Origin of the sequence: Pedobacter sp. V48 (assembly GCF_000523515.1) — a bacterium.
Lineage (GTDB): Bacteria > Bacteroidota > Bacteroidia > Sphingobacteriales > Sphingobacteriaceae > Pedobacter.
The window spans coordinates 185,274-211,669 of the sequence record NZ_AWRU01000006.1; the positions used below are offsets into that span (position 1 = coordinate 185,274).

A 26,396-nucleotide genomic window follows, 5' to 3' on the forward strand; every position below is an offset into this window, starting at 1 on the left:
AAGTCCTATGCAATTGCAGAACTATATGCAGTATGCAATTGCACCCAGACCAATTTGCTTTGCTACAACTATCGATCAGGCCGGAAATATCAATTTRAGMYCSKWNAGWKYKTYSWRTAKGKWWAGTACCAATCCGCCATTATGTATATTTTCTCCGGCGAGAAGGGTACGCGATAATACAACCAAACATACGCTCGAAAACATATTAGAAGTAAAAGAGTGTGTTATCAATATTGTAAATTATCCAATGGTACAGCAAACCAGTTTAGCGAGTACTGAATACCCAAAAGGAGTAAATGAATTTGAAAAGGCCGGATTTAGCATGCTGCCTTCACAATTGGTTAAGCCGCCAAGGGTTGCAGAGGCTCCTGTGCAGATGGAGTGTGTGGTTAGGGAAGTAATTCATCTGGGAGAAAACCCAGGAGCAGGTAACCTTATACTGGCTGAGGTAAAGCTCATTCACATTAAAGAAGAGATATTAGATGAAGAGGGAAAAATTGATCAGGCGAAAATTGATCTTGTAGCACGTTTAGGGGGCGATTGGTATTGCAGGGTTACACCAGAAAATTTGTTTAAAGTAGCTAAGCCACTGACAACACTTGGAATAGGGGTTGATGCATTACCAAAAGCAGTTCGTAATTCAATTGTACTAACGGGTAATGATCTTGGAAAACTTGGTAATGTAGAGCATTTGCCAACAGACGATGAGATTGATGCAGTAAGAAGTGTTGCCGAAGTTAAAGAGATTTTAGACGCAACTATTGGTGATGCTAATAATCGCGAGCGGGAGCTACATGAACTTGCTAGGGACTGGTTGGCACAGGGAAACATAAGCGAAGCACTAAAAATAGTACTGTTATAGAATACTGATTACTTTTATAAAGCGTTTTTTGTAAAAGCCGTCATCGAGACTGGTAATGGTTACTCCTCTTTTCTTTCCTGAAGAAGAATGAATGAATTTGATTTCATCTCCATCTATAGAATAGATAATCCCCACATGGCCTGGGGTTCTTGATCTGCTATTAGTTCCAGTGAATAGGATCACATCTCCAATTTTTGCATCCTCTAGCTGTTTGGCTTCACCACTTGTCGCAAACTCTCTGGATGAGCGGGGCACTTTAAAACCAAAATTGCTGAAAACGTAATTCACAAAACCAGAGCAATCAAAACCTTTGCTAGGACTACTGGAAGCCGACCGGTATCGGATACCAAGCATTGATCTTGCAAATTCCAACAGGCGATTTGGCGAAGTAGTGATGGTTGATTTTTTATCCTGTTCTGGTACTTCCTGGCTAAGCTTATGCACCAGTTCCTGAAATTGAACGGGTATAGAAGTTTGCGACTTAGCTGCCGTAAAACTTAAAAGTATTACACTGAATAGAATAATGGTTTTCTTCATATCAATCGGGTTAAAGATATTAAAATTATCTTTGAACCCTGAAAATGTTGATAAGTTGTTGATTATGGCGTTGTTACTGCAACAGGGATTACTTTTCCATTGAAAAATTTATGTCCGGTTCTTGCAAAATCAGCCACATACTTGCCCATTTCGAAAGCTAAAACCGGCGATTGGTAACCCGGAAATGCTTGTTCAAGCATCTCTGTTTGTGCAGAACCAAGCGCCAGGCAGTTCACTTTAATACCAGTTTCTGCCAATTCAAATGCAAGGCATTCAGTTAAAGTATGTAAAGCAGATTTGCTCGAAGAATAGGCTGAAAGCCCCGGGAATTTAACACTTCCCTGGAATCCACCCATACTGCCAATATTTACGATATGACTACCCTCGCCCATTAAAGGAATTAGGTTTTGGATCATGCTAAAATGCCCAACCACATTGCTTTCAAACATCTCATAAAGATCAGCATGAGTAGTTTCCAGAAATGGTTTGTTAATTAATGCACCAGCATTATTTATTAGAATATCAATCTTACCAAGCCTTTCTTTTAAAAAGGGGGTTAGGGCTGCATAGTCATCATTTACAATATCAAACTCTACTGGTAGCAGCGTGCAATCAGGATTGATGCCTTTTGCTATTTCCAAAAGTTTACGTAACTTATCAGAAGATCTGGCAATACATACTACCTTGTTCTCACTATTCAATGTAAATTCTAAAGCGGCCTCAAAGCCAATTCCGCTGCTTGCGCCGGTTAATACTATATTCATTAATTATCTTCTTCAGTGATTAATTGACTAACAGGATTTTCGATGACATGTAATCCATCATTAATCAGTTTTTTATGTTCAGCTTCGTTCTCAGACTTAAGCTCTAAATAATTGCGAACCGCTTTTTCCAATTCMGRKMWWAGYTTTWNATRSYGTAAAATTTCAAGAATTTCAAGCGCAGAAAGCCAATCCTGGCGATGTTCTGTCTTTACTTTTTCAAATAAAACAGGTAATTGTTCAAAGCCTACCTCATTTTCTCTTATTGAGCGCACACCTTTATAGATGTTATGAAGCTTTTGCGTATTCTCATCATAATTTATTTTATGAGTTTGCTTATCGCTAACATGGGTGATTTCCTCATAAGAACCTTTATCTGCAGCGCCATTAAATACAGAAACAATGGTTGCTCCAACGGCCATGTCATATACGCCCCAGTCTGGCTGGAAAAGTATATTTCCATTACTTTCCTTAACTGTACAATCTTCAAACCTGATAAGGAAAGTCTTTTTATTTTTCTGATGAATGATCTTGACTATGCCTTTTACGGTATTACCACTTTCAAACTCCAGAATGGCCAGATTAAAAGGTTTGATCCCGCATTTCAATAATTCTAACATATCCATATCTTCCAGCGGCGTATCCATGCCCTTTAGTTTGCCTACTGGCGATGAGAAACCATCTTTATGATGAAATTTGCCATGATCTTCAAGTTGTTGACCCTCAAAAGCAAGTGCAGATGGTCCGGTAGTTTTTATAAAAGTAAGCTCATCATTCTGGTCGATACCCATGTCTGTAAATACACCCGTTACTTGCAAACCAGAACTGTAAACAGCAGTTGCAGGGTTTTTACATTCAATAGCTTTAACAATGCTTTCTGAGCCTCCGCGCCTGAACGCCATTGTATCGGCAAAATCTTCTAAAACATCAATCAGATTTTGGAAAGTTTCCGTCACAAATAACTGAGGCTGTGGCTTAGTAATGTCATATGGGTAATTTATGGTGTCTTTATTATACCATAATTTTTGTACATCAGGCTTCATGCACGAGGAACTTTCTCCAATTGATGATAGCAGACCAGCTCCGTAAATCTTAGGGTTTTCTAAAGTGCCTATCAGGCCATATTCTACGGTCCACCAATGTAATCTGCTCAACAAAGCCATTTCTGAAGGCTCGCCCATGTCTTCAGAGATTTGCTGTAAGCGCTGTTCAGCCTTTGCAATTTCCTGTTCCTGAACATCAGCAGCCTCTTTTAATATAGAGAGGTGTCGGATGGCTTCATACAATTCAAAATCCTTTGAAGAGAACATCGCTTTTGCACCAATAGAGCCGAAATAACTCAGGTAATTATTATAATCAGTATCTGCAATAATTGGTGCATGACCTGCTGACTCATGAATAATATCGGGAGCAGGAGTATATTCTATATGGTTAATCTGACGAATATCAGCTGCAATGACAAGTACACGGCATGCCTGATATTCCATGAACGCCGAAGGAGGGATAAATCCATCAACAGTAACTGCACCCCAACCTATTTTGCCAAGATTGTCGTTCATGTTTTGTAAATCAGGTATATGTTCGATACTAAGGCCTGCCCGCTGTAAGCCCTTTATATACGGATAATAAGCAACATGTTTTAAATAGCTGTAATTTTGACGCATCACATATCGCCAAACTGCTTGATCTACCGGCGTATATTTCTCGTAGTGTTGTTCTACAATAAATTGCTTTAGATGCGCTGGCAACTTAGCTACTTGTGGATTATTAAAGTCATTAAAATTACTCATTACTAAATTCTTGTATTAATTGACTAAGTTAATGGTATAACGCGCTTTAAACAAGTAAAATTAATTGAATAATAGATATTATGGTCTACTTTTTTGCTTTAAACGAAAAATGCTTTTGAGAAAAATAACTGAAAACAGTTAGAATAGTGGTAATGATAATCTTTGAAATGGTTGGATAGAACCCGAAAGATAAAAATACCTTAAGTAAGGCGTAATTAAGCAGAATATTTGTTGCTACTACTGAACCATATCTAAACAACTGGATCCGGCCTTTTAAATCTGATTTTGTGAAAATCAGATACTTATTTAATACAAAACCAATAAAGAAAGTAATTACAGATTCTATGGCCAAAGCTGCTGTTGGTGCGGTTATTAAGTTCGGAAAGAATGGTATCGATAGATGAACATCTTTTTGATGCAATATCCAGTTATAGCAAATATAATATACTACAATTCCAGTGGCCGCAGTAGTACCACCAGACACCATGTATCTGAATGTATGAATCGGTAACCAACGAGAAAATGGGGGATAAAAGAAGTCTATTATTTTTAATAAGGCTTTCCGCATGCAATTAATTTGCTGTTAGTTTATTTTCAATCATCCTGTTGTTGTATTGCTGGATAAATGCTTTCAGGTATTTTTCCATTTTCTCTGCAATTAACGGTTCTTTTTCCAGAATGTTGTTTTTTGTTAAACGATCTGTTTTTAAATTATACAAAGCGCTATTTTCTTTCCCATCATTAATCAACAGATAATCGCCCTGGTAGAAGCTAAAAGTGCCATCGTTATTATTTACAGCAAAATTATCATTCCCTTCTTTAAATGCATCAAAGCCTAATGCAAAATATGGTTTATCGTAATGTAAATAGTTTAATACTGTCGGCATAATATCTATTTGCTGCGCAACTTTGTCGGCCTTTCCTTTTAAGTTTCCGCCTGGATAATACAGCACAATTGGAATTGAAAAATATCCCGGTGTTGTTTGATACTCTGGGAAGTAAGACACCGTTGCGTGGTCCGCACAAAGAACAAACAGCGTGTTTTTATACCAAGGCATTGTTGACACCGTTTTAAAAAAGTTACGTAAAGCCATATCGGTATAASMWMRRAWKWCTTGTACAGGAAGAGGGCCTTTAGGAAATTTACCTTTATACTCGTCAGGTAATCTAAAAGGATGATGGGATGATAACGAGAAGAAACTTGAAAAGAATGGTTGTTTAAAAGTATTCATGGTTTGCGCCATGTACTGCATAAAAGGATCATCCCAAATTCCCCAGGTACCATCAGTATCACCAGTTTTTTTATACTCGTTTTGCCCGAAGTAATGTTTTATACCTGCAAGGTGGGTGTACGATGAAAAACCCATTGATCCATTTGGGGCGCCATGAAAAAATGCCGTTTCGTAGCCCTTGTCGCCTAATAATTTAGCGATGCTGGTAGTTTTATTGCCAGAATAAATGGAAAGAATAAAGGGCTCTCTGATACTTGGAACGCCAGTAATAACAGAAGGCAGGGCATCAATAGATTTGCGTCCGTTGGCATACGTATGGGTGAAGGTATAACTCTGCGAAATCAAAGAATCAAGAAAAGGAGTGTAGCCTTTGTACTTTCCTCCGTCCAGATCAGTATTTAGGCTTCCGACATGCTCTTTGCCTAAACTTTCGATGATTAGAAAAACTACATTGAGTGGCTTAAACTTACCTGTATCAGCCGGCATGTGAACCGGATTGTAAATAGAGTTTAATGTCTGTTCATCATAAAAATGAACCGGTTTTAACTTAGAAGCTTTGAGTGTTCTGAAAATGCAAAATGGCGTGTTTAAAACCAGGTTCATCTGATCGGGTGTATCCACAAATTCACCGGCATTACTTAGGGTAATTGGCCTTGTTCCAAAACCCCAGCCACCTCTTATTCCTGTAAGACAGGCCAACGCTACACCGAACATAAGTGCGGTATGTAACAAATATACAGGCCAGGTGAAACGTGGCGGTTTGTTAATTTTAACAAGCTCGTAGAGCTTAACAAATAACCATACAAACACTGCAAAAAGGATCAGAAGGTACCAATAGTCGGCAAGAAAGTCACCTAATAGTTTAAGCTTGTTTTGCTCGTTTTTAAACTGACTGTAAACTGTTGCTGTGGTACGCTTTAAGGTATACTTATAATAGGCAAAATCAGCAAAGTTGGCCATTATACCTATACTATTGGTAATAATGAAAAGCCATTTGCAGAACCTTTGATATCCTTCCTCGTACCTGAAAGGGAAGGGGATAACATGTAATAATATAAATATAAGGTTAATGTACAGCAGGGCAGAGACATCAAACTTGACACCTCCATATAGGATAACAAGATATTTAGGAAATGTAATGCCTTGAAATAAGCCATGGTTAAAGGCATAAAAGCCCAATCTGCAAAGCGTATATAAAACCAATACAATAAAAAACCGATATGCCAGTGCCAGGTAAAGGTTTACCTCTTTTGTGTTCTTAATTTTCAACTGCCTTTAATTAGAGGCAGTAAAACTAAGTATTTTGGAAACGATTTGTTAACAATAAATTTACGATATGTTCTTTTTGAAATATTGATGACGAGGAATTACCTGGGTAATGCCACAAAATCGATTACCGCACAATAGCCGTATTTTCTGTGAGGTTGAATGCTAACACCAATGTAGTTTAACCCATAAGAATCATTTAAGATCATTTTTCTATGTCCAAGATCTGGAACACCTTTGTCAAGTAATAACATACAAATATTGTCGAGACCGGAAGAAAAGCCAAATGCAAGGTTTTCACCATTGGATCTTTTAGGATAAATCTCTGATATTCTGTCTTTAACCGACCTTCCGTCACTAGAATTGTGCCCACTAAAATTGTTGCGGTTCATGTCCCTTGCATGTTGTTTGGCTACTATGCTTAAAGCTTCATCTGGCCAAAGCATTGGAAGATCTTTTACCGCTCTAATCTGCTGCGCCAGACTCCTGTAATACTTGTTACTTGAGGTTATCTTAAGCTCATCATAGTTGCTATACTTCATGGCCTTTTTGTTGTATGCCTCCACAAAATCCTGAAAATAAGTATTAAAAAATTTTTCGCCATCCATACGTGCCAGATTCATATAGATAACCAGATCCTTTTCTTCCCCGGTAAGGTAACTGSMGMTNCYTNGCNGGTATTTGCCATTTTTAGCTCCTCTTTAGACCATGTGTAGTCGTCGGATGTGTTTTTGACTTGTGTATTTGTGAAAATAGAAAATAGAAAAAGGATAGATATCGAAAACAGTTTCATGTTTTGACAAATAGCAAAAGCCAGGCCATACTTGGGGTTACAATAAGTAATGCTATCATGTTTATGCCAGCATTTGATGTGGGTATATCATTTGAGTAAATTTATTTAGGACTATTTAAATAATAGAACAATCTCTGTTTATGCAGTAAGTGCAATGTATTAAAGTTAAAGCACATCCGTTTTAGCTTAAGAATCAGGGCAAATCGAAAGCGATGCGAAATTTTAAATAGTTTCCATAAGTTAATAAAAAGTTAATGTATTGTTAGTCTTTAACCTTTTTTAGAGTTTTACTTTTGTTGAAATTTTTAATACATTGTGATGACCAAACGATTTTAAAACCAACATCTTTTGAAGGGCCTGACTGATTTAGCTTTATTAGATTTACTAAAGGATGATAGCGATGATGCATTTAATGAAATTTATGCACGCTATTGGGATTTGGTATATGCTGTTGCATGTAAAAAACTAAATGACCGTGAAGAGGCAAAGGATGTTGTACATGATCTGTTTATGCTCATCTGGGTTAAACGTCATTCAATCAATATTACCACTACATTTGTTGGATACATTTACGTGATCCTTAAAAATAAGCTTACCGACCTCAATCGCAGGCAAACGCTTCGTATTAAGCACGACGACGAGGCAATAAAGACCCATTCTTTCGCAGATAATGATGTGTTTGACCAACTTGTATCTAAGGACATGGCTCAGCAACTACAATTAGAAATTCAAGATATGCCTTCCGGAATGCGAAAGGTGTTTTTAATGAGTAGGGAAGAACAGCTTTCGGTTAATGAAATAGCGGGTAAATTATCCATTTCTTCCCAAACCGTAAAAAATCAAATTACGAGTGCTCTTAAAAGGCTTAGGTCAAAATACCAGGCTAATTAAAATATTTTATTTTTACATAGTACCTCTTTAATTCCTGTTCGTTATGTATTTAGAATGGACGCTAAGAATAAAAAAGAAATCTATAAAGAATTTGGCATTTCTGATCCTTCAGAATTTTTTGAAGATCAGGATGACAAAGAGCAGTTACGCCAGGAAATGCTTGCGCGCATTACTGCAAGCAGGCATGCTCACATGCAATCTGCAAACAAAAAAGGCATAAGTAAGAAATTGATGATGTCCATGGCGGCTGCCATTAGCTTCATATTGCTCTCGGCAGGTATCCTGTTTTATTACAATTCCCATTTTAAAGCCAACGACTTTGTTATAGTCAAAGTGCCGATGGGCAAAACCCAATTGGTTACCCTGCCCGATGGTTCAACCGTTTGGCTTAACGCCGCGAGTACTCTAAAATACCCTAAAAAGTTTGGCGCGAAAAGGATAGTTTATCTGGAAGACGGAGAGGGGTTCTTTAATGTGGTACATAATGAAAAAGTACCGTTTATTGTTGAGTCCTCATCGTTAAAAACATTTGTTCTGGGAACATCATTTATTGTAAAATCTTATAAAAGCCTCTCTACTGCCTCGGTATCTGTTGTAACCGGAAAGGTAGCGGTAAGCGATCATCAGAAACAGATCAGTGTACTTATCCCCAATCAAGAGGTGGTGTATAACAAAGTTACCCGCAAGCCGAAAACACTTACGACTAAGGCCGTTGAAAAAACGGAATGGAATAATGGCAAGGTTAATTTAAACGGAGTGTATTTTGAGGAGGCTGTTCTCGCTGTTGAAAATGCATACGGAGTTAAAATAGATTATGACAAGGAAATATTTAAGAATTGTCAGAATACCTTCAATATCAACGCGAAGCAAAGCCTTGAAGAAACTTTAGACCTGATAGCCATGATTCAGGGTATTACTTATAAAATTAAAGAAAAGGAGGTGCTGATAACAGGAAACGGATGTAATTAGTTCAGAAAAAATAATGATCAGTACCTGTTGGAGCAGATACTGATCTAAATGTACAGCATGCGGGTAGTTCGTCGAAAAATCTTCCGTTTCGCTGTTTTGTGTTTCATTTAAACTATAAAACGATTAAAAATATGAAAAAAAACATTACTACACTAATTCTTAAGATAATGAAGGTAGGATTAATAGTGTTTGCTTCTTTACTTACCTCCGCAGGTACTCTTTTAGCGGAGACTGTTTTTAGCCAGAATCTTAAAGATGTTAAGGTAACTCTCAACCTTAAAGGCGAATCATTAGAGAGAGCAATTGAAAAGATCAGTAAAACAAGTAAGCTTGACTTTTCTTATAACAACAACGAACTACGAAAGGTAAAGGGAATAGTAATCGATGTAGCCAATCAGCCACTTAGTGAGGTACTGACACAGTTACTTGGCCATACTCCCTTTTCGTACCGGGAGATGGATTCGAACATTGTAATTTTTAGAAAGAGAAATGAGTTATTGGGTGAGAAACAATTGATTAAAGGAAAAGTAACCGATGAAAAAGGCATGCCATTGCCTGGAGTAACAGTACAAATTAAAGGGACCACTAGTTCTGTCACTACTGATGCTAATGGTGCTTTTGAGATCAATGTTAATTCTTCTTCCGACATACTAGTGTTTTCTTATATGGGCTTAACTTCCCAGGAAGTTGTAACAGGCACACAGCAGCAAATCAATATCATTTTAAAAGATGATCAGAAGATTTTGAACGAGGTTGTTGTTGTAGGTTACGGTACACAGAAAAAAGTAAATTTGAGCGGTGCAGTTGATGGTATAACGAGTAAAGAAATTGAAAACAGACCTTTCCCCAATATTGGTGCAGGTCTGCAAGGCTTAATACCCAACCTCAATGTAAACATAACAAGCGGACAGGCAAATAGTGCGCCTACCTTTAACATTCGGGGTTATACGTCTCTTAATGGTGGATCTCCATATATTCTTGTAGACAATGTGCCGTTTACAGCCAATGAATTAATGGCTTTAAACCCAAATGATATTGAGAGTGTTTCCGTGCTTAAAGATGCAGCGTCTGCTGCCATTTATGGTGCTAGAGGAGCTTTTGGGGTAATTTTAATTACGACAAAAAAAGCAAAAAGTGATCAGTTGAAAGTATCTGCCAATGCTTACTATGCTGTAAGAACATTGGGTAATGTACCTGAGATCGTCACAGATCCGCTTCTGGTTATGGAATATAAGCATGATGCAGCTTATCCATTGTACAACCTGTATCCTGACAATGTTAGAGAATATGCCAAGAAAAGATCTGAAAATCTGTCCTTACCATCAGTAATTGTTTCTCCAACAGATCCTAATGCATGGATGTATTATGGATCAACAAATTGGCTTGATGAGGTTTACAACAAGAACGCACCCACTTACAGTGCCAACATGAGCCTCTCTAAGCGTGATGATAAATTGAGCTACTATATGTCTTCGGAGTATNNYTWAGAWMKGATGGGATGTTGCAATACGGAAATGATATTTTAGACCGTTACAACCTTAGAGCTAAAGCTGATTACCAGGTCAGAAAATGGCTAAATGTTGGAAACAATACTTCATTCATGTCTAATACTTACGACGCCTCTGTTTTAAGTGGGTTTGACCTTTTTCATAATATAAACAGACAGAGTTCTTTRRAYGTANYWMMAWWWMCTGANSKKMRWWRSASWTCANCANRGRYWWSYACNATTNSKKYWKWSTTYWWGAWGSWRGYCRTNWTRTTNCNWSWWYARASAACWTNNTSAAACAACTTTCAATGCAACTGCAGGGATTATTGATGGAGTTTGGGATGTAAAGGCTGATGCAACATTCAGGAGAATAAATTCTAGCGGAAGATCTTTTGATATCCTTGTTCCCTATAAAAATGGGCCAAACTCAACGATAGGTTATGCAGGGGCGAACCCTACCTGGGCACAGAATGACAATGGATTAGTAAGGCATAACATTTTCAATGTCTACACTGATTTTCATAAGACATTTGCTAAAAAGCATTATGTACAAGTATTAGCAGGTTTTAACCAGGAGTATAGATATGAGAACAGTAATTGGGTAAATCGCAAAAATCTAATCAGTAACACATTGTCCTCAGTGGCTTTGGCAACCGGCGATATGACAGGAAGTGAATCTATTACTGACTGGGCGGTAAGAGGTTGGTTTTATCGATTAAATTACATTTATGATGATAAATATATACTTGAGCTGAATGGTCGCTATGACGGTACATCTCGTTTCCCTACAGACGATAGATGGGGCTTCTTTCCTTCAGCTTCTGCAGCTTGGGTCGTTAACAGAGAGAAATTTTTTGAGCCTTTAGCCGAAAGTATAGGCCTTGAATTGTTGAAACTACGTGCTTCTTATGGCGCGCTTGGTAATCAAGATGTAAGTGCCTATTCATATATTCCAGGAATGGGCTCAGGTCAGATTGGCCAGATTCTGGATGGTAAAAGACCTATTGGTGTAAATCCTCCCGGAGCAGTGGCTTCCAGTTTAACTTGGGAGAAGGTGTCGACCATTAATTTTGGTGGAGATCTGGGTTTTTTTAAAAACCGACTTGAAATAAACTTTGATGCTTATACAAGGTATACTGAAGGGATGCTTACCAAAGGTAAAACGTTGCCTGGCCCGTTTGGTGTAACGGAACCAAGTGTAAATGCGGCCAATCTGAAAACCAAAGGATGGGAATTTAGAATTGGATGGAATGATACCTTTACGATGGATAATAGTCAGTTCTATTATGGGTTAAAGCTAAGTCTTGCTGACAGCAGATCATACATCACTAAATATGACAATCCGAATGGTCTTTTGTCTGATCATTATGTGGGTAAGGAAATAGGCGAGATATGGGGCTTGGAAACAGAAGGCTTCTTTCAGAATAAAGAGGAATTAGCCAGCCATGCTGATCAGACTGCTGTTGGCGCTGATGATACGGGGTATAAGTTTGATGTAGGAGATTTAAAGTTTAAGGATATTAACGGTGATGGCAAGGTAGATAAAGGTAAAAATACACTAGCAGATCATGGTGATCAGAAGATCATAGGTAATAACAGAGCACGTTATTATTATGGAGCTGATCTTAATGCAGGTTGGAAAGGTTTTGATATACGTTTATTTTTTCAAGGTGTAGGTAAAAGGGATTGGTACCCAAATGCAGGTAACCACTATTTCTGGGGCGTATATGCTCAGCCTTGGACAAACGTTCAGGTACACAATCTTGATCACTGGACACCTGAGACACCAGATGCTTACTTCCCAAGAGTTAAAGCTTACATTGCAGAAGATGGAACAGAACTTGGTAATCCACAAACCAAATATCTTCAGGACGCATCTTACCTTCGTTTGAAGAATCTCACTGTTGGCTATACCTTGCCAAAAACACTCACTAATAGAATGAAAATAGATAAAGTGCGCGTTTATTTCAGTGCAGAGAACGTATTTGGTGTGTCACATATTAAAGCAAATCTGGATCCGGAAGGATTGGACGGAACCATATATCCCTTCCAAAAAACCTTTTCTTTTGGTTTGAATTTTAATTTTTAACTCAAGTAGGAAGTATCATGAAACTAAAAATAAAATATATCCTTATACTCGGATTTATAACTATTGCAATAACGTCTTGTAAAAAAGAGTTTTTGCAGAGAAATCCTCAAACGCAAATTACTGATGCTGTTTTTTTTCAATCTGCTGCTGATCTTGAAACTTACAGCAATGGATTTTACGGACAATTGTCTCCATCTTACGACGATATTAACTCTGATAATATAGCAAATTATAACGCCAGTGGCGAAGTGGATGTATTGGTACGGGGAGGACTGTCATCAGCAAATACCGGTGGCTGGGATAAAGCTGATTGGGGTAATTTGAGACGTATCAATTATATGCTTGACCATATTAATCAGGTAAAAGGTGATCAAACACTAATTAACCATTACGTAGGCATAGCCCGCTTCTTCAGAGGGCTGTATTATTTTAACAAGATTAAAAAATACCACAATGTTCCCTGGTTTAATAAAGTATTGGGTTCCGATGATCCCGCCTTGTTCAAAGGTCAGGATCCAAGAACAATGGTTGCCGATTCGGTTTTAAACGACCTTACCTATGCCTCAAATAATATTAAACCAGATGGAACTAATACCCGCGTTACCAAATGGGCAGCACTTACATTGTTGGCACGCTTTGCTCTTCATGAAGGTACCTTTAGGAAATACCATGATGAGATAGCATTAACAAACGATTATCAACGTTTTCTTGATGTTGCTATAACTGCTTCAGCCCAAATTATAAAAGACGGCGGCTTTGCTATTTACAATACCGGAAAGGCGGGTGAAGATTATCGGGCCCTATTTTCAAGTGCAAATTTAGCTGCAAATAAAGAAATGATTATGTGGGCTGATTACGGAAAGGAACTTGGAGTTGGTAACAATACCCATACAGTATTAGACTATACCTGGTCTCTTAGTAAAAATCTGGCTGATACCTATCTTAAAACAGATGGTACCCCATTCACTTCAACACCAGGATATAATACCAAATTATATACGGAAGTTTTTACAGGCCGCGATCCGCGTATGGCTGAAACTATTGTCAATCCGGCATTTAGAGGGCCAAATAACGCTACAGCGCCATATAGAATAAAGCCAACGCTTGGCGGTTATAATCAAATTAAATTTTATCCGCGTTCTGCTGATTTAATGCAAGGTTGGGTAATGAATTATACTGACCTGCCAATATTTAGGTATGCTGAGGTTTTATTGATAAATGCCGAGGCAAAGGCTGAATCTGGGACAATTACTCAAACTGATCTTGATCAAACGGTTAACAAGTTAAGAGCAAGGGTGCAAATGCCTGCATTAAGTATGGGGGTAGCATTAGATCCGGTACTTGCAGCCACTTATCCGAATGCCATGGGATCAATTACAGCGGTATTACTTGAAATTCGCCGGGAAAGAAGAGTGGAGATGGCTTGCGAAGGTTTAAGGTATGATGATATAGTTCGTTGGAAAGTAGGTAAAGTTTTACAAAACAGTCAGCAAGGGATGTATGTTCCGGCAATGGGTGGAATGGATGTGACAGGCGATGGTGTACCTGATATTGCAATTCTAACCTCTCCTAATGATGAATCTGCAATAGCAAACCTTCCTGAGGATGTGAAAAAGAATCTATCTAAATACTATTTAAAAGATAAAGACGGTAAGGATCAGAATTTTTATCTTACTAATGGCACCTCTGGTTTTGTAGCATTTACGCGCGACAGAGATCAGCCAAGAACATTTATCGAACCAAAATATTATTACAGGCCAATACCAATAAGTGAAACGGTAGTTAACCCTGCCTTAAAACAAGTATTCGGTTGGTAACAGTAGTAAAATGATAGCGCGCTCCGGCAGCAGGTTTAACCGCCTGCTGCTTTTTAAGTTTACACACAAACAAGCCATGAGATTATTAATGATTTTATTTTTTTTCTTATCCTTAGTCGGCACAGCAAATGCTCAGTTTAAGGGAAAGGTTTTTCTAGATAAAAACAAGAACAAACTTGCTGATACAGGTGAACAAGGCATGCCAAATGTTGCGGTATCTGATGGCCAAAATGTACTGCGTACAGATAAAGAAGGTAGCTTCAGCTTACCTGGGCATTCAAAAAACAGGTTTATATTTATCACGGTTCCTTCGGGTTATAAACTTACCGATAAGCATTATATTAAAGTAGGCGCTACGGATAAGGCTTATAATTTTGGGATTGTTGAAGATCCTACAAGTGCAGGGGCATCTGTTAAGATGCTTCAGATTACCGATACTGAAACCGATAAGTATAACGACTGGATTGTGAATGTAAAGGACTATGCAAAAAAGCAAGGCATCAGCTTTATTGTTCATACTGGCGACATCTGTTACGAAAAGGGATTAAATTTCCATGCAAATCAGATTACATCTGAAGCACTTGGTAAACAAATCTTTTACTGCATCGGCAATCATGATTTGGTTAAAGGGGCTTACGGAGAAGAGTTGTTTGAAAATTTGTTTGGCCCGGTATATTATTCCTTTGATGCAGGACCAGCACATTTTATTGTAACTCCAATGAGGTCCGGCGATTTTCAGCCATCTTATACTGTAGATGAGGTGATCGGCTGGATGAAAAACGACCTTGCTGCGGTCGATAAAAATAAGCCCGTAATTATCTTTAATCATGATCTTCTCACTTACAACGATCAGTTCATTTTAAAAGGTAAAAAGGATTCCATCAATTTAAATGATAATAATTTAAAAGCATGGGTTTATGGTCATTGGCATAATAATTTTGTAAGGAAAAGTGAAAATACAGGAATTCATTACATCTCATCTGCGCCACCTGATAAAGGAGGGATAGACAACTCAGCAGGACAATTCCTGTCAATTGAAATTGATGAAAATGGCGTAAAAGAAGTAAAACCACATTACACTTATCTGCACAAACACCTGGTAGTTAGTACGCCATCAGGGTTGGATATGGTAAAAGTGAAAAATGGCGCACTAATCATAAATGCCAATGTGTATGATAGTGAGACTACCGTAAAGAATGTTAAAAGTATAATCTACGATACTAAAGGGAATAAGGTAGCCGAAACAGCTTTAACCGCAAATACTGATTGGAATTGGGAAGGGAAAATCGCCACTGCTAAGCTGGGAAAAGAAAAACAATTAACAATTCAGACTGAGGTTGTTTTTGCTGATGGTGAGCAGCACATACAGAAACAGACCTTTACAATTGGCACCAATACTGAAAAAGCATCATTAAAATGGGTAAGTAACATAAAAGGAAATATATGGAAAACTGCACCGTTGTTTGCTGAAGGAAGATTATTTGCAGCGACAATTGATGATGGTAATAATATCAATTGCGGAATCACAGCGCTTGATCCGCAGAGTGGGAAAGTTTTATGGCATTATAAAACCCGTAACTCGATCAAACATGAAATGGCTTATGACAGTGGATTGATATTATGCACAGATATGGAAGGCTTTACTTATGCGTTAAAAGCATCATCTGGTGAATTGGTGTGGAAAAAAGACTTGGGTATGAAAAGCCTGCCAGGCTACATTTCCGCCGGGGTAGCAGAGAACGGTATTTATTATACCGGAGCAGAAGGCTATTTTCAAGCGCTTGAGGTAAAATCAGGTAAAACTATCTGGGTAAATAAAGAATGGCGTGGAGGGGAAGGTACACCCGAAAAGATGACAATTGCCGGTGAAGTGATAATTACTGGGAGTAACTGGCAAAGTCTGTTTGGACACGATAAAAAGACTGGTAAATTACTGTGGAAAAGAAGTGATGAAGGTCTGCGTTTTAGAAGTAGTACCGGGAAATATGTAAATGGTAAATTGTACATCACCGGCCTGAACTCCATTTTTGTGATAGACCCGCAAACTGGAAAAACACTACAGAAAATTGATGCAGATTATGAATTTAAGGTAATGGCAACACCTTTAGTGACCGATAGGCATATTATTATGTCGACGGCCAAACATGGAGTTGTTGCATATGATGTTAATACTTTGAAAGAGGTATGGGATACCACTACCGGTAATGCGCTTGTTTATTCAGCTCCGTATGCAGGGCCAGAATCAGCTACTGTTGAATGTTCGGTAATTAGGTATAAGAATAAGCTTCTTTTTGGAGCTTCTGATGGATTTATCTATGTTATAGAGGAAAATTCTGGAAAGGTACTAAGGAAAATTAATCTTGGCGCTCCCATATTTGCGGATTTATCAGTTGTTGAAAACACAGTTTATGTAGCAGATTTTGCAGGCAATGTATTTGCGCTCACAAATATTTAGAAATAACAATTGCTAAATTCAGGAACAGCCTTGTTGCAAATAGCGACGAGGCTGTTTTACTTTAGATGAGATTGTACATTTTATAAAATGAAACATTCTATAATAAAATGATATACATTATTAAAAATAATAACTCTGAACACTTTCTTTAACCTTAAATTTTCATTAATTTGCTTTAACGGAAATACTTACAAATCGCCCCTATGAAATGTCGTTCTCAAATCATCGCCGTATTTTTATTTTGCAGCCCCTTTTTCATTAAAGCACAAGGAATAGATGTTCCTGTTTCAGAAAAAGCCAAGATCAATTTTTCAGGAATGCTGCAAACTCAATTTAACTATTCTCTTGACGACGATATTGATATTGCCGGCATGCATCATACCGGTGATGAGCATTTTTCCAGAAATTCTTTTTCTGTAAAGCGAGCTCGTCTACAATTAAATGCTATTATAAATGATCGTATTAATGCTGTTATCCTAGTCAACTTTGGTGACTTTACTGGTAACCCTCAAAACAAGGTGCTTGAAAACGCATACATCAAGTATAGTATTAATGATTATGTGAATTTTCAGTTTGGTCAGTTTAGACCTCAGTTTGGTCAGGAAGATAATTATCCTGTTGATTTTGTGCGTTCCATTGATTATTCTAATCAATACTATCTCTTTGGTTCAAACAGTTGGCAGAGCTTTCAGATAGGCGCCACTTATTTTGGCGAGATTAAAAATGCCGATGTTCCTGTAAAATATTATATAGGTATTTTTAATGGCAACAACCGAAATCAGGTGAGTGATAATGATGACGGTAAAATAATTCCTGCGCGAATTGTAGTTGGTCTCGGTAAAACGACTCAGCTGGGTGCCAGTGGCGGGGTTGGTAAAAACATGGGCCAGAAAATATGGGCCTATGGTGCCGATGTTGACTTTAAAAAACAACTTAATGAGAGGTGGGGTATAGAACTTGTTTCTGAGTACAAACAAGGTATAAACAGTGTAGCGTTCTTTGCTCAGGAAAACCCAGTAATACCTGTAAGTGAGTACGCAATGCGCGGAATCTATATATTACCAAATGTGGCTTACAGCATTAAAAATGCAAGACTTAAAAGTCTGGAATTTGCAATGCGATATGAGTACCTCGATTCAGATTTTAAGCAAGCGGGGAATTCCAGACAAAGTTATATCCCAATGATAAGTGCAGCTTTTGCTGAAGCATACGCCATTAGAGTTCAATTGGGACTTTTAATGGACAGATACGAAAGAAATATACCCAATACAACCCAATACAATACAAACAGGATTATTTGCCAGGTTCAGGCAAGATTTTAATTATCTAATTCACTCTAATCCGTTAAATTATGAAAGAGATCAACTACAAAATGATGCTGGCTACATTGGCTTTTGGGTTGTTAATATGGTTTTTACCAATACCGGAAGGTGTAAAACCCGAAGCATGGCATTTACTGGCTATTTTTTTAGCAACTATTTTAGGTATCATCTTAAAAGCGGCTTCCATGGGTACCATGTCTATGATCGCTATCGCATTAGTTGCTTTAACAGGCGTGCTGGCCCCAGGGAATCCTGGTAAGTCGATCTCAATGGCATTAAGTAGTTTTGGAGATAAAGTTATCTGGCTAATAGGCATTTCATTCTTCATAGCAAGAGGCTTTATAAAAACTGGTCTTGGAAGCAGAATCGCCTATCTTTTTATCAGAGTGTTTGGCCGAAGCTCTCTAGGTTTGGGGTATGGACTGGGCCTGGCAGATCTGGTTTTGGCACCTGCTATTCCAAGTAATACAGCAAGAGGCGGAGGTATTATTTATCCAATAATGAAGTCAATGGCACTTAATTTCGGATCAGTCCCCGAAAAGCCGGAAACGCACCGTAAGCTAGGGGGCTATTTAACATTAAGTTGTTATAACATCAACCTCATTACATCCTCAATGTTTCTTACAGGTACTGCTAGTAACCCTATGTGTCAGAAATTTGCGGCAGATCTAGGTATAAATATCACATGGATGTCGTGGATGTGGGCCGCCATTATTCCGGGGATAGTCTCTTTAATTTTAGTGCCATATATCTTGTACAAGATCTATCCTCCTGAAATAAAATCTACAGGAGGAGCACCTAAAATGGCTTCAGAAAAATTGAAGGAGATGGGGGCAGTAACACGGAACGAATGGCTGATGTTAACTGCTTTTTTTGTCTTACTTTTTTTATGGATAACCGGAGATATTTTTAAAATCGATGCCACTACCACCGCCTTCATTGGTCTGGTATTTTTGTTGTTATCGCAAGTTTTAACCTGGGAGGATGTAAAAAGTGAAAAGGGCGCATGGGATACAATTGTATGGTTCTCTGCCTTAGTAATGATGGGAAGTTCTTTAAACTCCTTGGGATTGATTCCATGGTTTAGTGAATTAGTAAGGGCAAAAATAGGAGGGCTGAGCTGGACAATGGCTTTTCCTATAATTGTTCTCGTTTACTTTTACAGTCATTATATGTTTGCAAGTGCAACAGCGCACGTTGCGTCTATGTATGCAGCTTTGCTTGGTGTGGGTATTACAATTGGCATTCCGCCTATGTTGCTTGCATTGTCCCTGGGTTTTTGTGGTGGTATTTTTGGAACATTAACCCATTATGGGCATGGTCCGGCACCGGTATTTTTTGGGAGTACATTCGTTGATGTCAAAGACTGGTGGTCAAAAGGATTTGTTTTGAGTATCGTTTTTCTTGTGATCTGGATGGGAATAGGCGGACTCTGGTGGAAGATGATCGGCTTATATTAATTTAAAGCTTATGGATAGTAAAAAAGGAGCATCTACGTTGATGCGAAAAACGCTAATGGCACTTACCGGATTATTCCTTTGCTTTTTTCTTGTCATTCATTTGCTTGGAAACCTGCAATTATTATTACCCGTTGAACAGGCAAAAGTGAGCTTTAATAGTTATTCTCAAATACTCTCAGGCAATATTTTTATAAAAGTCATTTCTTATATTCTCTATGCATCTATTATTGTTCATTGCCTGGATGCATTGGTAATTACGCTTAAAAATAAAAAAACAGCAGGTAAGTATGCCGTGGACAATAGGGGGAAGGCCAGTAAATGGTATTCTAGAAATATGGGGATACTTGGCACACTAATTCTGATATTTTTGGTATTTCATTTCAGGGATTTTTGGTATCAGTACAAGTTTGGAAGCCTGCCAAAAGATGAAAGTGGGCATAAAGACCTGTATGCAATAGTCGTTGCTGCCTATCAGGACTGGTGGTACGTACTTTTCTATGTGTTTTCTATGTTCGCGCTGGGTTATCATCTGCTGCATGGCTTTTATAGTGCAGCGAGGTCGCTGGGTTTGTATCATCCTAAATATGTTTCTTGGGTAAGGATTTTTGGTACAGGCTATAGCTATATCATCACTATCGGTTTTGCTATTATTCCAATTTATATTTATTTAACTCAACATGTTTTATGGAACTGAACGCTAAAATACCACCGGGACCATTAAAGGATAAATGGAGTTTCTATAAAGACCATGCTAAGCTGGTTAATCCTGCCAACAGAAAAAAAATGGATGTCATAGTCGTTGGTACGGGCCTGGCAGGTAGTGCTGCTGCGGCGTCATTAGCGGAGATGGGATACAATGTTAAATCTTTTTGTTTTCAGGATTCGGCAAGGCGAGCACACTCAGTAGCTGCACAAGGTGGGGTAAATGCGGCTAAGAACTATAAGAATGACGGAGATAGCGTTTATCGCATGTTTTACGATACCATAAAGGGCGGCGATTTCCGGTCACGCGAAGCTAATGTTTATAGGCTGGCAGAGTGCTCTGCTCAGTTAATTGATCAGGCGGTTGCACAAGGTGTGCCTTTTGGAAGAGAATATGGGGGATATCTAAATAACAGATCTTTTGGTGGTGTACAGGTTAGCCGGACTTTTTATGCAAGAGGGCAAACCGGACAACAATTGCTTTTAGGATCTTATCAGGCTTTGATGCGACAGGTTGCTGCCAAAACCGTTAAGCTTTACACAAGACATGAAATGTTGGATGTGGTCGTTATCGATGGAAAAGCAAGAGGTGTTATTGTAAGAAATCTCGATACAGGTGAAATAGAACGACATAGTGCTCATACGATAATTTTGGCAACCGGGGGCTTTGGTAAAATCTATTATTTATCAACCCTTGCAATGGGTTGTAATGCATCGGCCATATGGCGTGCGCATAAAAGGGGTGCATTAATGGCATGTCCAAGCTGGACTCAAGTACATCCTACATCCTTACCACAATCTGGCGATTACCAATCTAAACTCACACTCATGTCTGAGTCGCTGCGGAATGATGGGAGAATATGGGTACCCCTAAAATCTTCTGAAGACCGAAAACCTAATGATATTCCAGAATCAGAACGCGACTACTACCTGGAAAGGCGCTACCCGGCTTTCGGTAACCTTGCCCCACGCGATATTTCCTCTAGAGCGGCAAAGGAACGCATAGATGCAGGATTTGGAGTAGGGCCGCAAAGGAATGCCGTTTATCTGGATTTTTCTAAGGCGATTAAGGAGCAGGGAAAAGGACAAATTAAAGAGAAGTATGGCAACCTGTTTGATATGTACCGCAAAATTACGGCTACCGATGCCTATGTAGAACCTATGATGATATCTCCTGCGGCTCACTTTTCTATGGGCGGCCTATGGGTTGATTATGAATTGATGACTACCATACCAGGATTGTTTGCACTTGGTGAGGCCAACTTTGCTGATCATGGAGCCAACAGGTTAGGTGCCAATTCTTTATTACAGGCATGTGTAGACGGTTATTTTATTGCGCCATATACAGTGTCAAATTATCTGGCCGGAGAAATTAAGTCAGAAAGGGTGTTGATAGATCATCAGGCATTTATTGATGCCGAGGTTCAGGTAAGGGCGCAACTAAGTAAATTATTGGAAACAAATGGCACTAAAACGGCCGATTATTACCATAAAACTCTGGGCAAACTGTTATATGATTATTGTGGGTTATCTAGAAGTAAGAAAGGATTAATCCACGCCATAGAGGAAATAAAAAAGCTAAGGGCTGATTTTTATAAAGACCTTAAAGTCCCTGGCGATGAAGATGAGATGAACGGAGAATTGGAAAAGGCAGGTCGTATTGGGGATTATCTCGAAGTTGCAGAGTTGATGTGCCTGGATGCCCTCACGCGCGACGAATCATGTGGCGCCCATTTTAGGGAAGAATATCAAACTCCGGAAGGAGAGGCTTTAAGGAATGATGAAAAGTTCTGTTTCGTATCAGCCTGGAAATGGCAGGGAGAGGGACAAGAAGAACTGCTGATCCCCGAACCATTACATTTTGAAAATGTTGAACTAGCAGTAAGAAGCTATAAATAAATAGGCATATGAAGTTATATCTAAAAATTTGGAGACAAAGTGATGCTGCCAGCCAAGGCAAGCTCGTAGATTACGAACTGGATAATGTGATTCCTCATATGTCTTTTCTGGAGATGATGGATACTCTAAATGAGGAGCTGGTTTTAAAAGGCGATCGCCCTGTAGAATTTGATCATGACTGCCGAGAGGGAATATGCGGGCAATGTGGAATGATGATTAACGGACAAGCACATGGCCCAATAGCAAATCTAACTACCTGCCAACTTCATATGCGTGAGTTTAAAGATGGCGACACCATTTATGTTGAACCATTTAGAGCTTTGGCTTTTCCTATAAAAAGGGATTTAAGGGTTGATAGATCAGCATTTGACAGGATCATTATGGCCGGTGGATTTATTTCAGTAAATACCGGTCAGGCACCTGAGGCAAATGGAATACCCATTACACATGAACAGGCCGAGTCTGCCTTTGACTCTGCAGCTTGTATAGGGTGCGGCGCCTGTGTTGCCACATGTAAAAACTCAAGTGCAGCTTTATTTACCTCAGCTAAAATCTCCCATCTGGCAAAATTGCCTCAAGGTAAAATGGAGTCGCGCAAAAGGGTGCTTTCTATGGTGAAACAAATGGACGAAGAGAATTTTGGACACTGTAGTAATACAGAGGCCTGCGAGGTAGAATGTCCGCAACAGATTTCAGTTCTTAATATTGCAAGAATGAATTGGGAGTATTCACTGAGTAGTGTTTTAAAAAAATAGGGGTCTATTATATAGCACGCATTTAAAGTTGTAGTCTTAAAGCTACCGTCGAGCTGACGGTAGCTTCCAAAATACTATCTTAACAAGTTTTTCCAGCTCGTTTTGCTTTCAATTAATGTTTGAAGATCTTTAATGTCAATACGTTGCTGCTCCATTGTATCACGATGACGAATGGTTACGGTATTATCTTCCAATGTCTGGTGGTCAATTGTTAAGCAGAAAGGAGTACCAATAGCATCCTGTCTGCGGTAACGCTTACCAATAGCATCTTTTTCTTCATATACACAGTTGAAATCCAGCTTCAGGCTGTTCATAATTTCTCTTGCTTTTTCCGGTAAACCATCTTTTTTAGTAAGCGGGAATATCGCTACTTTAACGGGAGCAAGGCAAGGATGCAAGCGCAATAATGTTCTGCTATCTTGTTTTTCTCCATCACTAAGGTCCTGCTCTTCAAAAGCATTGATCATGGTTAAAAGGAACATACGATCTAAACCTATTGAAGTTTCTATTACATAAGGTACATAGTTGCCATATGGTTTTCCTTCTTCATTAAGATCATTGTCGAAATATTGCATTTTTTTGCCAGAGAATTCCTGGTGCTGTGACAGATCGAAATCCGTACGGCTATGGATACCCTCAACTTCTTTAAAGCCAAACGGGAATTCAAATTCAATATCGGTAGCTGCATTTGCATAGTGAGCAAGTTTAACATGGTCGTGGTATCTGTACTTTTCTGCAGAGGTACCTAAAGCTAAATGCCATTTTAAACGGGCCTCTTTCCAATATGCAAACCATTTTTTGTCTTCACCCGGGCGTACAAAGAATTGCATTTCCATTTGTTCAAACTCGCGCATACGCATGATGAACTGACGGGCAATTACTTCATTTCTAAAGGCTTTTCCTATCTGTGCAATACCAAAAGGAATTTTCATTCTTCCTGATTTTTGAACGTTAAGGAAGTTTACAAAAATACCTTGAGCAGTTTCAGGGCGTAAGTATATTTCTTCAGCACCTTCGGCCATAGCACCAAACTGGGTACTAAACATCAGGTTAAACTGACGTACTTCGGTCCAGTTTTTTGTGCCGCTTACAGGGCATGCAATTTCGTGTTCTTCAATTAATGTTTTTAGTTGCTGTAGGTTTTCAGATTTTAAAGCCTCATCCATATCAGCCTGCAACTTTGCAGCTTTATCTGTTTTGCCGTCTTTTTCGTAACGTGCAATTTTATCTTCTAGTAACTGATCAGCACGGTAGCGTTTTTTCGAATCTTTATTATCGATCATAGGATCGTTAAATCCGTCAACGTGACCACTTGCTTTCCATATTTTTGGATGCATAAATATTGCAGAATCAATACCTACAATATTTTCATGCATTTGTACCATGGCTTTCCACCAATAAGTTTTGATGTTGTTTTTTAATTCTGCTCCTAACTGCCCGTAATCGTATACAGCACTTAGTCCATCATATATTTCGCTGCTTTGGAATACAAAACCATATTCCTTGGCGTGTGATATTACATTTTTAAATTGCTCGTCGTTAGTGTTTTTTGCCATAATGATGCAAACTTAGATAAAATATTTTAATGGTTTTCATGAATGCAGTGGTGTTTTTTCTACTTTTGAAAATGAGCACTCCGGCAAACCTAAAAATTAAATAAATTGAGCATTAAAGTACAGTATTTGTCTAAGTATTACGATAAGCAAAAGGCTGTCGATGAAGTAAGTTTTGAGGTTAAACCCGGTAAGATACTAGGTTTCCTTGGCCCTAATGGCGCCGGAAAATCTACCACCATGCGCATGCTTACCGGTTATCTGAAGCCAACCTCAGGCTCTGCGGAGTTGTGCGGTTTCGATTCGCAAACCCAGAGTTTAGACGTTAGACGTATTATTGGTTACCTGCCAGAAAACACGCCATTATATACCGATATGTATGTAAAAGAGTTTTTATTGTTTGTTGCCAATACCTATAACCTTCAGCACCCTGAACAAAAAGTTAGGGACACTATAGAGGCTGTCGGCTTAGGGGCCGAGCAACACAAAAAAATAAATATGCTTTCCAAAGGCTACAAGCAAAGGGTAGGACTGGCTCAGGCAATTATTCATAATCCGGAGATCTTAATCCTTGATGAGCCTACATCAGGTTTAGATCCAAATCAGCTTACCGACATTCGGGAACTGATTAAGAAGCTGGGAAAGGACAAAACTGTTATCCTATCGACACATATTATGCAAGAAGTAGAGGCAGTTTGCGACGAAGTTATCATCCTCAATAAAGGAAAGATTGTAGCAAATTCCGAAATTACTGAACTTAAAAAACAACACCAATCTTCGTCTCTTGAAGATATTTTTAGAAAACTGACTTCTTAATATGATAAGTCAATTGTGCGTTTGTTAATAATTATTTACTGTAGAGTTTTATTTTTTGTAACGATTGGCCAAGTTTTTGTATCTAAGGATTATAATTACACAATTTAAATTAAACAGAAATGAAAAAAGTATTTTTACTAACAGCAATTGCAGGTCTTTTTGCATTCTCGAGCGTTAAAGCTCAAAAAGATGTTGCTATGACAGGTCCAAAGTTAGGTATTGGAGCTGAGTTTGCATTTCCAATGGGTGACTTTGGTGATGTAAGTAAATTGGGCTACGGTGGTTCATTGTTGTATCAACATCCAGTAGCTGCTAATTTGAATTTAACTGGTAGCGCAGGCTATTTGACTTTTAAAGCTAAGGATGAATTTGGTGGTGGTACTTCTGGTTCAATTCCCGTTAAAGCAGGTGCAAGATATTTTGTAGCTGAGAATTTTTATATAGGCGGTGAGCTTGGTGCGGCTTTCTCTACAGAATCAGGGGGAAAAACTGCTTTTGCTTATTCTCCTGGAATTGGTATAGAGTTTCCTGTTTCTGATGGCGGTGCTATCGAATTAGGTGGACGTTATGAAGGATGGTCAGCTAATTCAGTTACTAGGTCTTTTATAGGATTAAGATTAGCATATAATTTCGGTTTATAATCAAAAACCAAAAGGTTCGTTTAAACGAATATAAAAAAGCCGCTTGATTAAGTTCAAGCGGCTTTTATTGTTAATCATTATACCGTTTCCGCTTACATACAAACTATTGCCCTGCAAATCCCTGTTACTCCAATTCATTGTAAATAAGAAAGATATTGCAGTCAATCATATGCAGTTGGTGCTAGGCTGATAATGAAAATATAATAACCACAATATAAGTATATTTCAACTATGTATTCATTATGTTGTTAATATGAGGTTATTCTGTAATCTTATTTAGCTAGGTATAACCCGAATATT

General features: G+C 38.5%; 17 protein-coding genes and 4 pseudogenes. 14 read left to right on the forward strand and 7 right to left on the reverse strand.

Features of this window, described 5'->3' with window-relative positions:
• The first annotated feature begins 25 nt into the window (after nucleotides 1-25).
• Nucleotides 26-862 (forward strand): annotated as a pseudogene (locus tag N824_RS06040) (flavin reductase family protein).
• Here the strand turns inward: N824_RS06040 and N824_RS06045 are convergent.
• The 6 genes and pseudogenes from N824_RS06045 to N824_RS06070 form a co-directional block, all read right to left on the reverse strand.
• Nucleotides 857-1,399: a C40 family peptidase gene (locus tag N824_RS06045; protein WP_048904247.1), complete on the reverse strand. Its 543-nt coding sequence runs from the start codon at nucleotides 1,397-1,399 to the stop codon at nucleotides 857-859. The pseudogene N824_RS06040 and the gene N824_RS06045 overlap by 6 nt on opposite strands.
• A 62-nt stretch (nucleotides 1,400-1,461) precedes the next feature.
• On the reverse strand, nucleotides 1,462-2,163 hold the full coding sequence (locus tag N824_RS06050) for an SDR family oxidoreductase (protein ID WP_048904248.1): 702 nt from the start codon (nucleotides 2,161-2,163) through the stop codon (nucleotides 1,462-1,464).
• The gene (locus N824_RS06055) at nucleotides 2,163-3,950 is read right to left on the reverse strand and encodes an aromatic amino acid hydroxylase (RefSeq protein ID WP_048904249.1); all 1,788 of its coding nucleotides are present in this window, start codon (nucleotides 3,948-3,950) and stop codon (nucleotides 2,163-2,165) included. Before N824_RS06055 ends, N824_RS06050 begins: the two co-directional genes overlap by 1 nt.
• A gap of 85 nt (nucleotides 3,951-4,035) precedes the next feature.
• The gene (locus tag N824_RS06060; RefSeq protein ID WP_048904250.1) at nucleotides 4,036-4,518 is read right to left on the reverse strand and encodes a GtrA family protein; all 483 of its coding nucleotides are present in this window, start codon (nucleotides 4,516-4,518) and stop codon (nucleotides 4,036-4,038) included.
• Between the two features lie 4 nt (nucleotides 4,519-4,522).
• Nucleotides 4,523-6,451 (reverse strand): annotated as a pseudogene (locus tag N824_RS06065) (LTA synthase family protein).
• 98 nt (nucleotides 6,452-6,549) lie between these two features.
• Entirely contained in the window at nucleotides 6,550-7,056 is a 507-nt protein-coding gene (locus N824_RS06070) for a CAP domain-containing protein (protein WP_235207006.1), read from the reverse strand.
• A gap of 533 nt (nucleotides 7,057-7,589) precedes the next feature.
• Here N824_RS06070 and N824_RS06075 point away from each other — a divergent pair.
• The 11 genes and pseudogenes from N824_RS06075 (at nucleotide 7,590) to N824_RS06125 (ending at nucleotide 23,086) form a co-directional block, all read left to right on the forward strand.
• Nucleotides 7,590-8,132, forward strand: a complete 543-nt coding sequence (locus tag N824_RS06075) for an RNA polymerase sigma-70 factor (protein WP_048904252.1) — start codon at nucleotides 7,590-7,592, stop codon at nucleotides 8,130-8,132.
• Between the two features lie 54 nt (nucleotides 8,133-8,186).
• Entirely contained in the window at nucleotides 8,187-9,101 is a 915-nt protein-coding gene (locus tag N824_RS06080) for a FecR family protein (protein WP_048904253.1), read from the forward strand.
• A 131-nt stretch (nucleotides 9,102-9,232) separates the two neighbouring features.
• Nucleotides 9,233-10,627, forward strand: a pseudogene (locus tag N824_RS06085) (carboxypeptidase-like regulatory domain-containing protein).
• A gap of 165 nt (nucleotides 10,628-10,792) precedes the next feature.
• A pseudogene (locus tag N824_RS06090) lies at nucleotides 10,793-12,676 on the forward strand (SusC/RagA family TonB-linked outer membrane protein).
• 17 nt (nucleotides 12,677-12,693) lie between these two features.
• Nucleotides 12,694-14,493: a RagB/SusD family nutrient uptake outer membrane protein gene (locus N824_RS06095; protein WP_048904254.1), complete on the forward strand. Its 1,800-nt coding sequence runs from the start codon at nucleotides 12,694-12,696 to the stop codon at nucleotides 14,491-14,493.
• 10 nt (nucleotides 14,494-14,503) lie between these two features.
• Complete coding sequence (locus N824_RS06100; protein WP_048904255.1) at nucleotides 14,504-16,948, forward strand: PQQ-binding-like beta-propeller repeat protein; 2,445 nt, start codon at nucleotides 14,504-14,506, stop codon at nucleotides 16,946-16,948.
• Nucleotides 16,949-17,151: 203 nt separating this feature from the next.
• Nucleotides 17,152-18,270, forward strand: a complete 1,119-nt coding sequence (locus N824_RS06105; protein WP_048904256.1) for a porin — start codon at nucleotides 17,152-17,154, stop codon at nucleotides 18,268-18,270.
• Between the two features lie 29 nt (nucleotides 18,271-18,299).
• Nucleotides 18,300-19,730, forward strand: coding sequence for an anion permease (locus N824_RS06110; RefSeq protein ID WP_048904257.1), 1,431 nt, complete (start codon nucleotides 18,300-18,302; stop codon nucleotides 19,728-19,730).
• A gap of 10 nt (nucleotides 19,731-19,740) precedes the next feature.
• Nucleotides 19,741-20,424 (forward strand): succinate dehydrogenase cytochrome b subunit, encoded by a 684-nt coding sequence (locus N824_RS06115; protein WP_048904258.1) that lies wholly within the window; start codon nucleotides 19,741-19,743, stop codon nucleotides 20,422-20,424.
• Nucleotides 20,415-22,331, forward strand: coding sequence for a fumarate reductase/succinate dehydrogenase flavoprotein subunit (locus tag N824_RS06120; RefSeq protein WP_048904259.1), 1,917 nt, complete (start codon nucleotides 20,415-20,417; stop codon nucleotides 22,329-22,331). The genes N824_RS06115 and N824_RS06120 overlap by 10 nt, the downstream gene beginning before the upstream one ends.
• Before the next feature lie 8 nt (nucleotides 22,332-22,339).
• The gene (locus N824_RS06125) at nucleotides 22,340-23,086 is read left to right on the forward strand and encodes a succinate dehydrogenase/fumarate reductase iron-sulfur subunit (protein ID WP_048904260.1); all 747 of its coding nucleotides are present in this window, start codon (nucleotides 22,340-22,342) and stop codon (nucleotides 23,084-23,086) included.
• Between the two features lie 74 nt (nucleotides 23,087-23,160).
• Here the strand turns inward: N824_RS06125 and N824_RS06130 are convergent, their stop codons facing one another.
• A complete protein-coding gene (locus tag N824_RS06130) occupies nucleotides 23,161-24,642 on the reverse strand; it encodes a glycine--tRNA ligase (protein ID WP_048904261.1) in 1,482 nt (493 codons plus the stop codon).
• A 105-nt stretch (nucleotides 24,643-24,747) separates the two neighbouring features.
• On the opposite strand from N824_RS06130, the gene N824_RS06135 reads away from it, so the two are divergent.
• Complete coding sequence (locus N824_RS06135; protein WP_048904262.1) at nucleotides 24,748-25,455, forward strand: ATP-binding cassette domain-containing protein; 708 nt, start codon at nucleotides 24,748-24,750, stop codon at nucleotides 25,453-25,455.
• Nucleotides 25,456-25,574: 119 nt separating this feature from the next.
• Complete coding sequence (locus N824_RS06140) at nucleotides 25,575-26,096, forward strand: outer membrane beta-barrel protein (protein ID WP_048904263.1); 522 nt, start codon at nucleotides 25,575-25,577, stop codon at nucleotides 26,094-26,096.
• Nucleotides 26,097-26,396 lie beyond the last annotated feature (300 nt).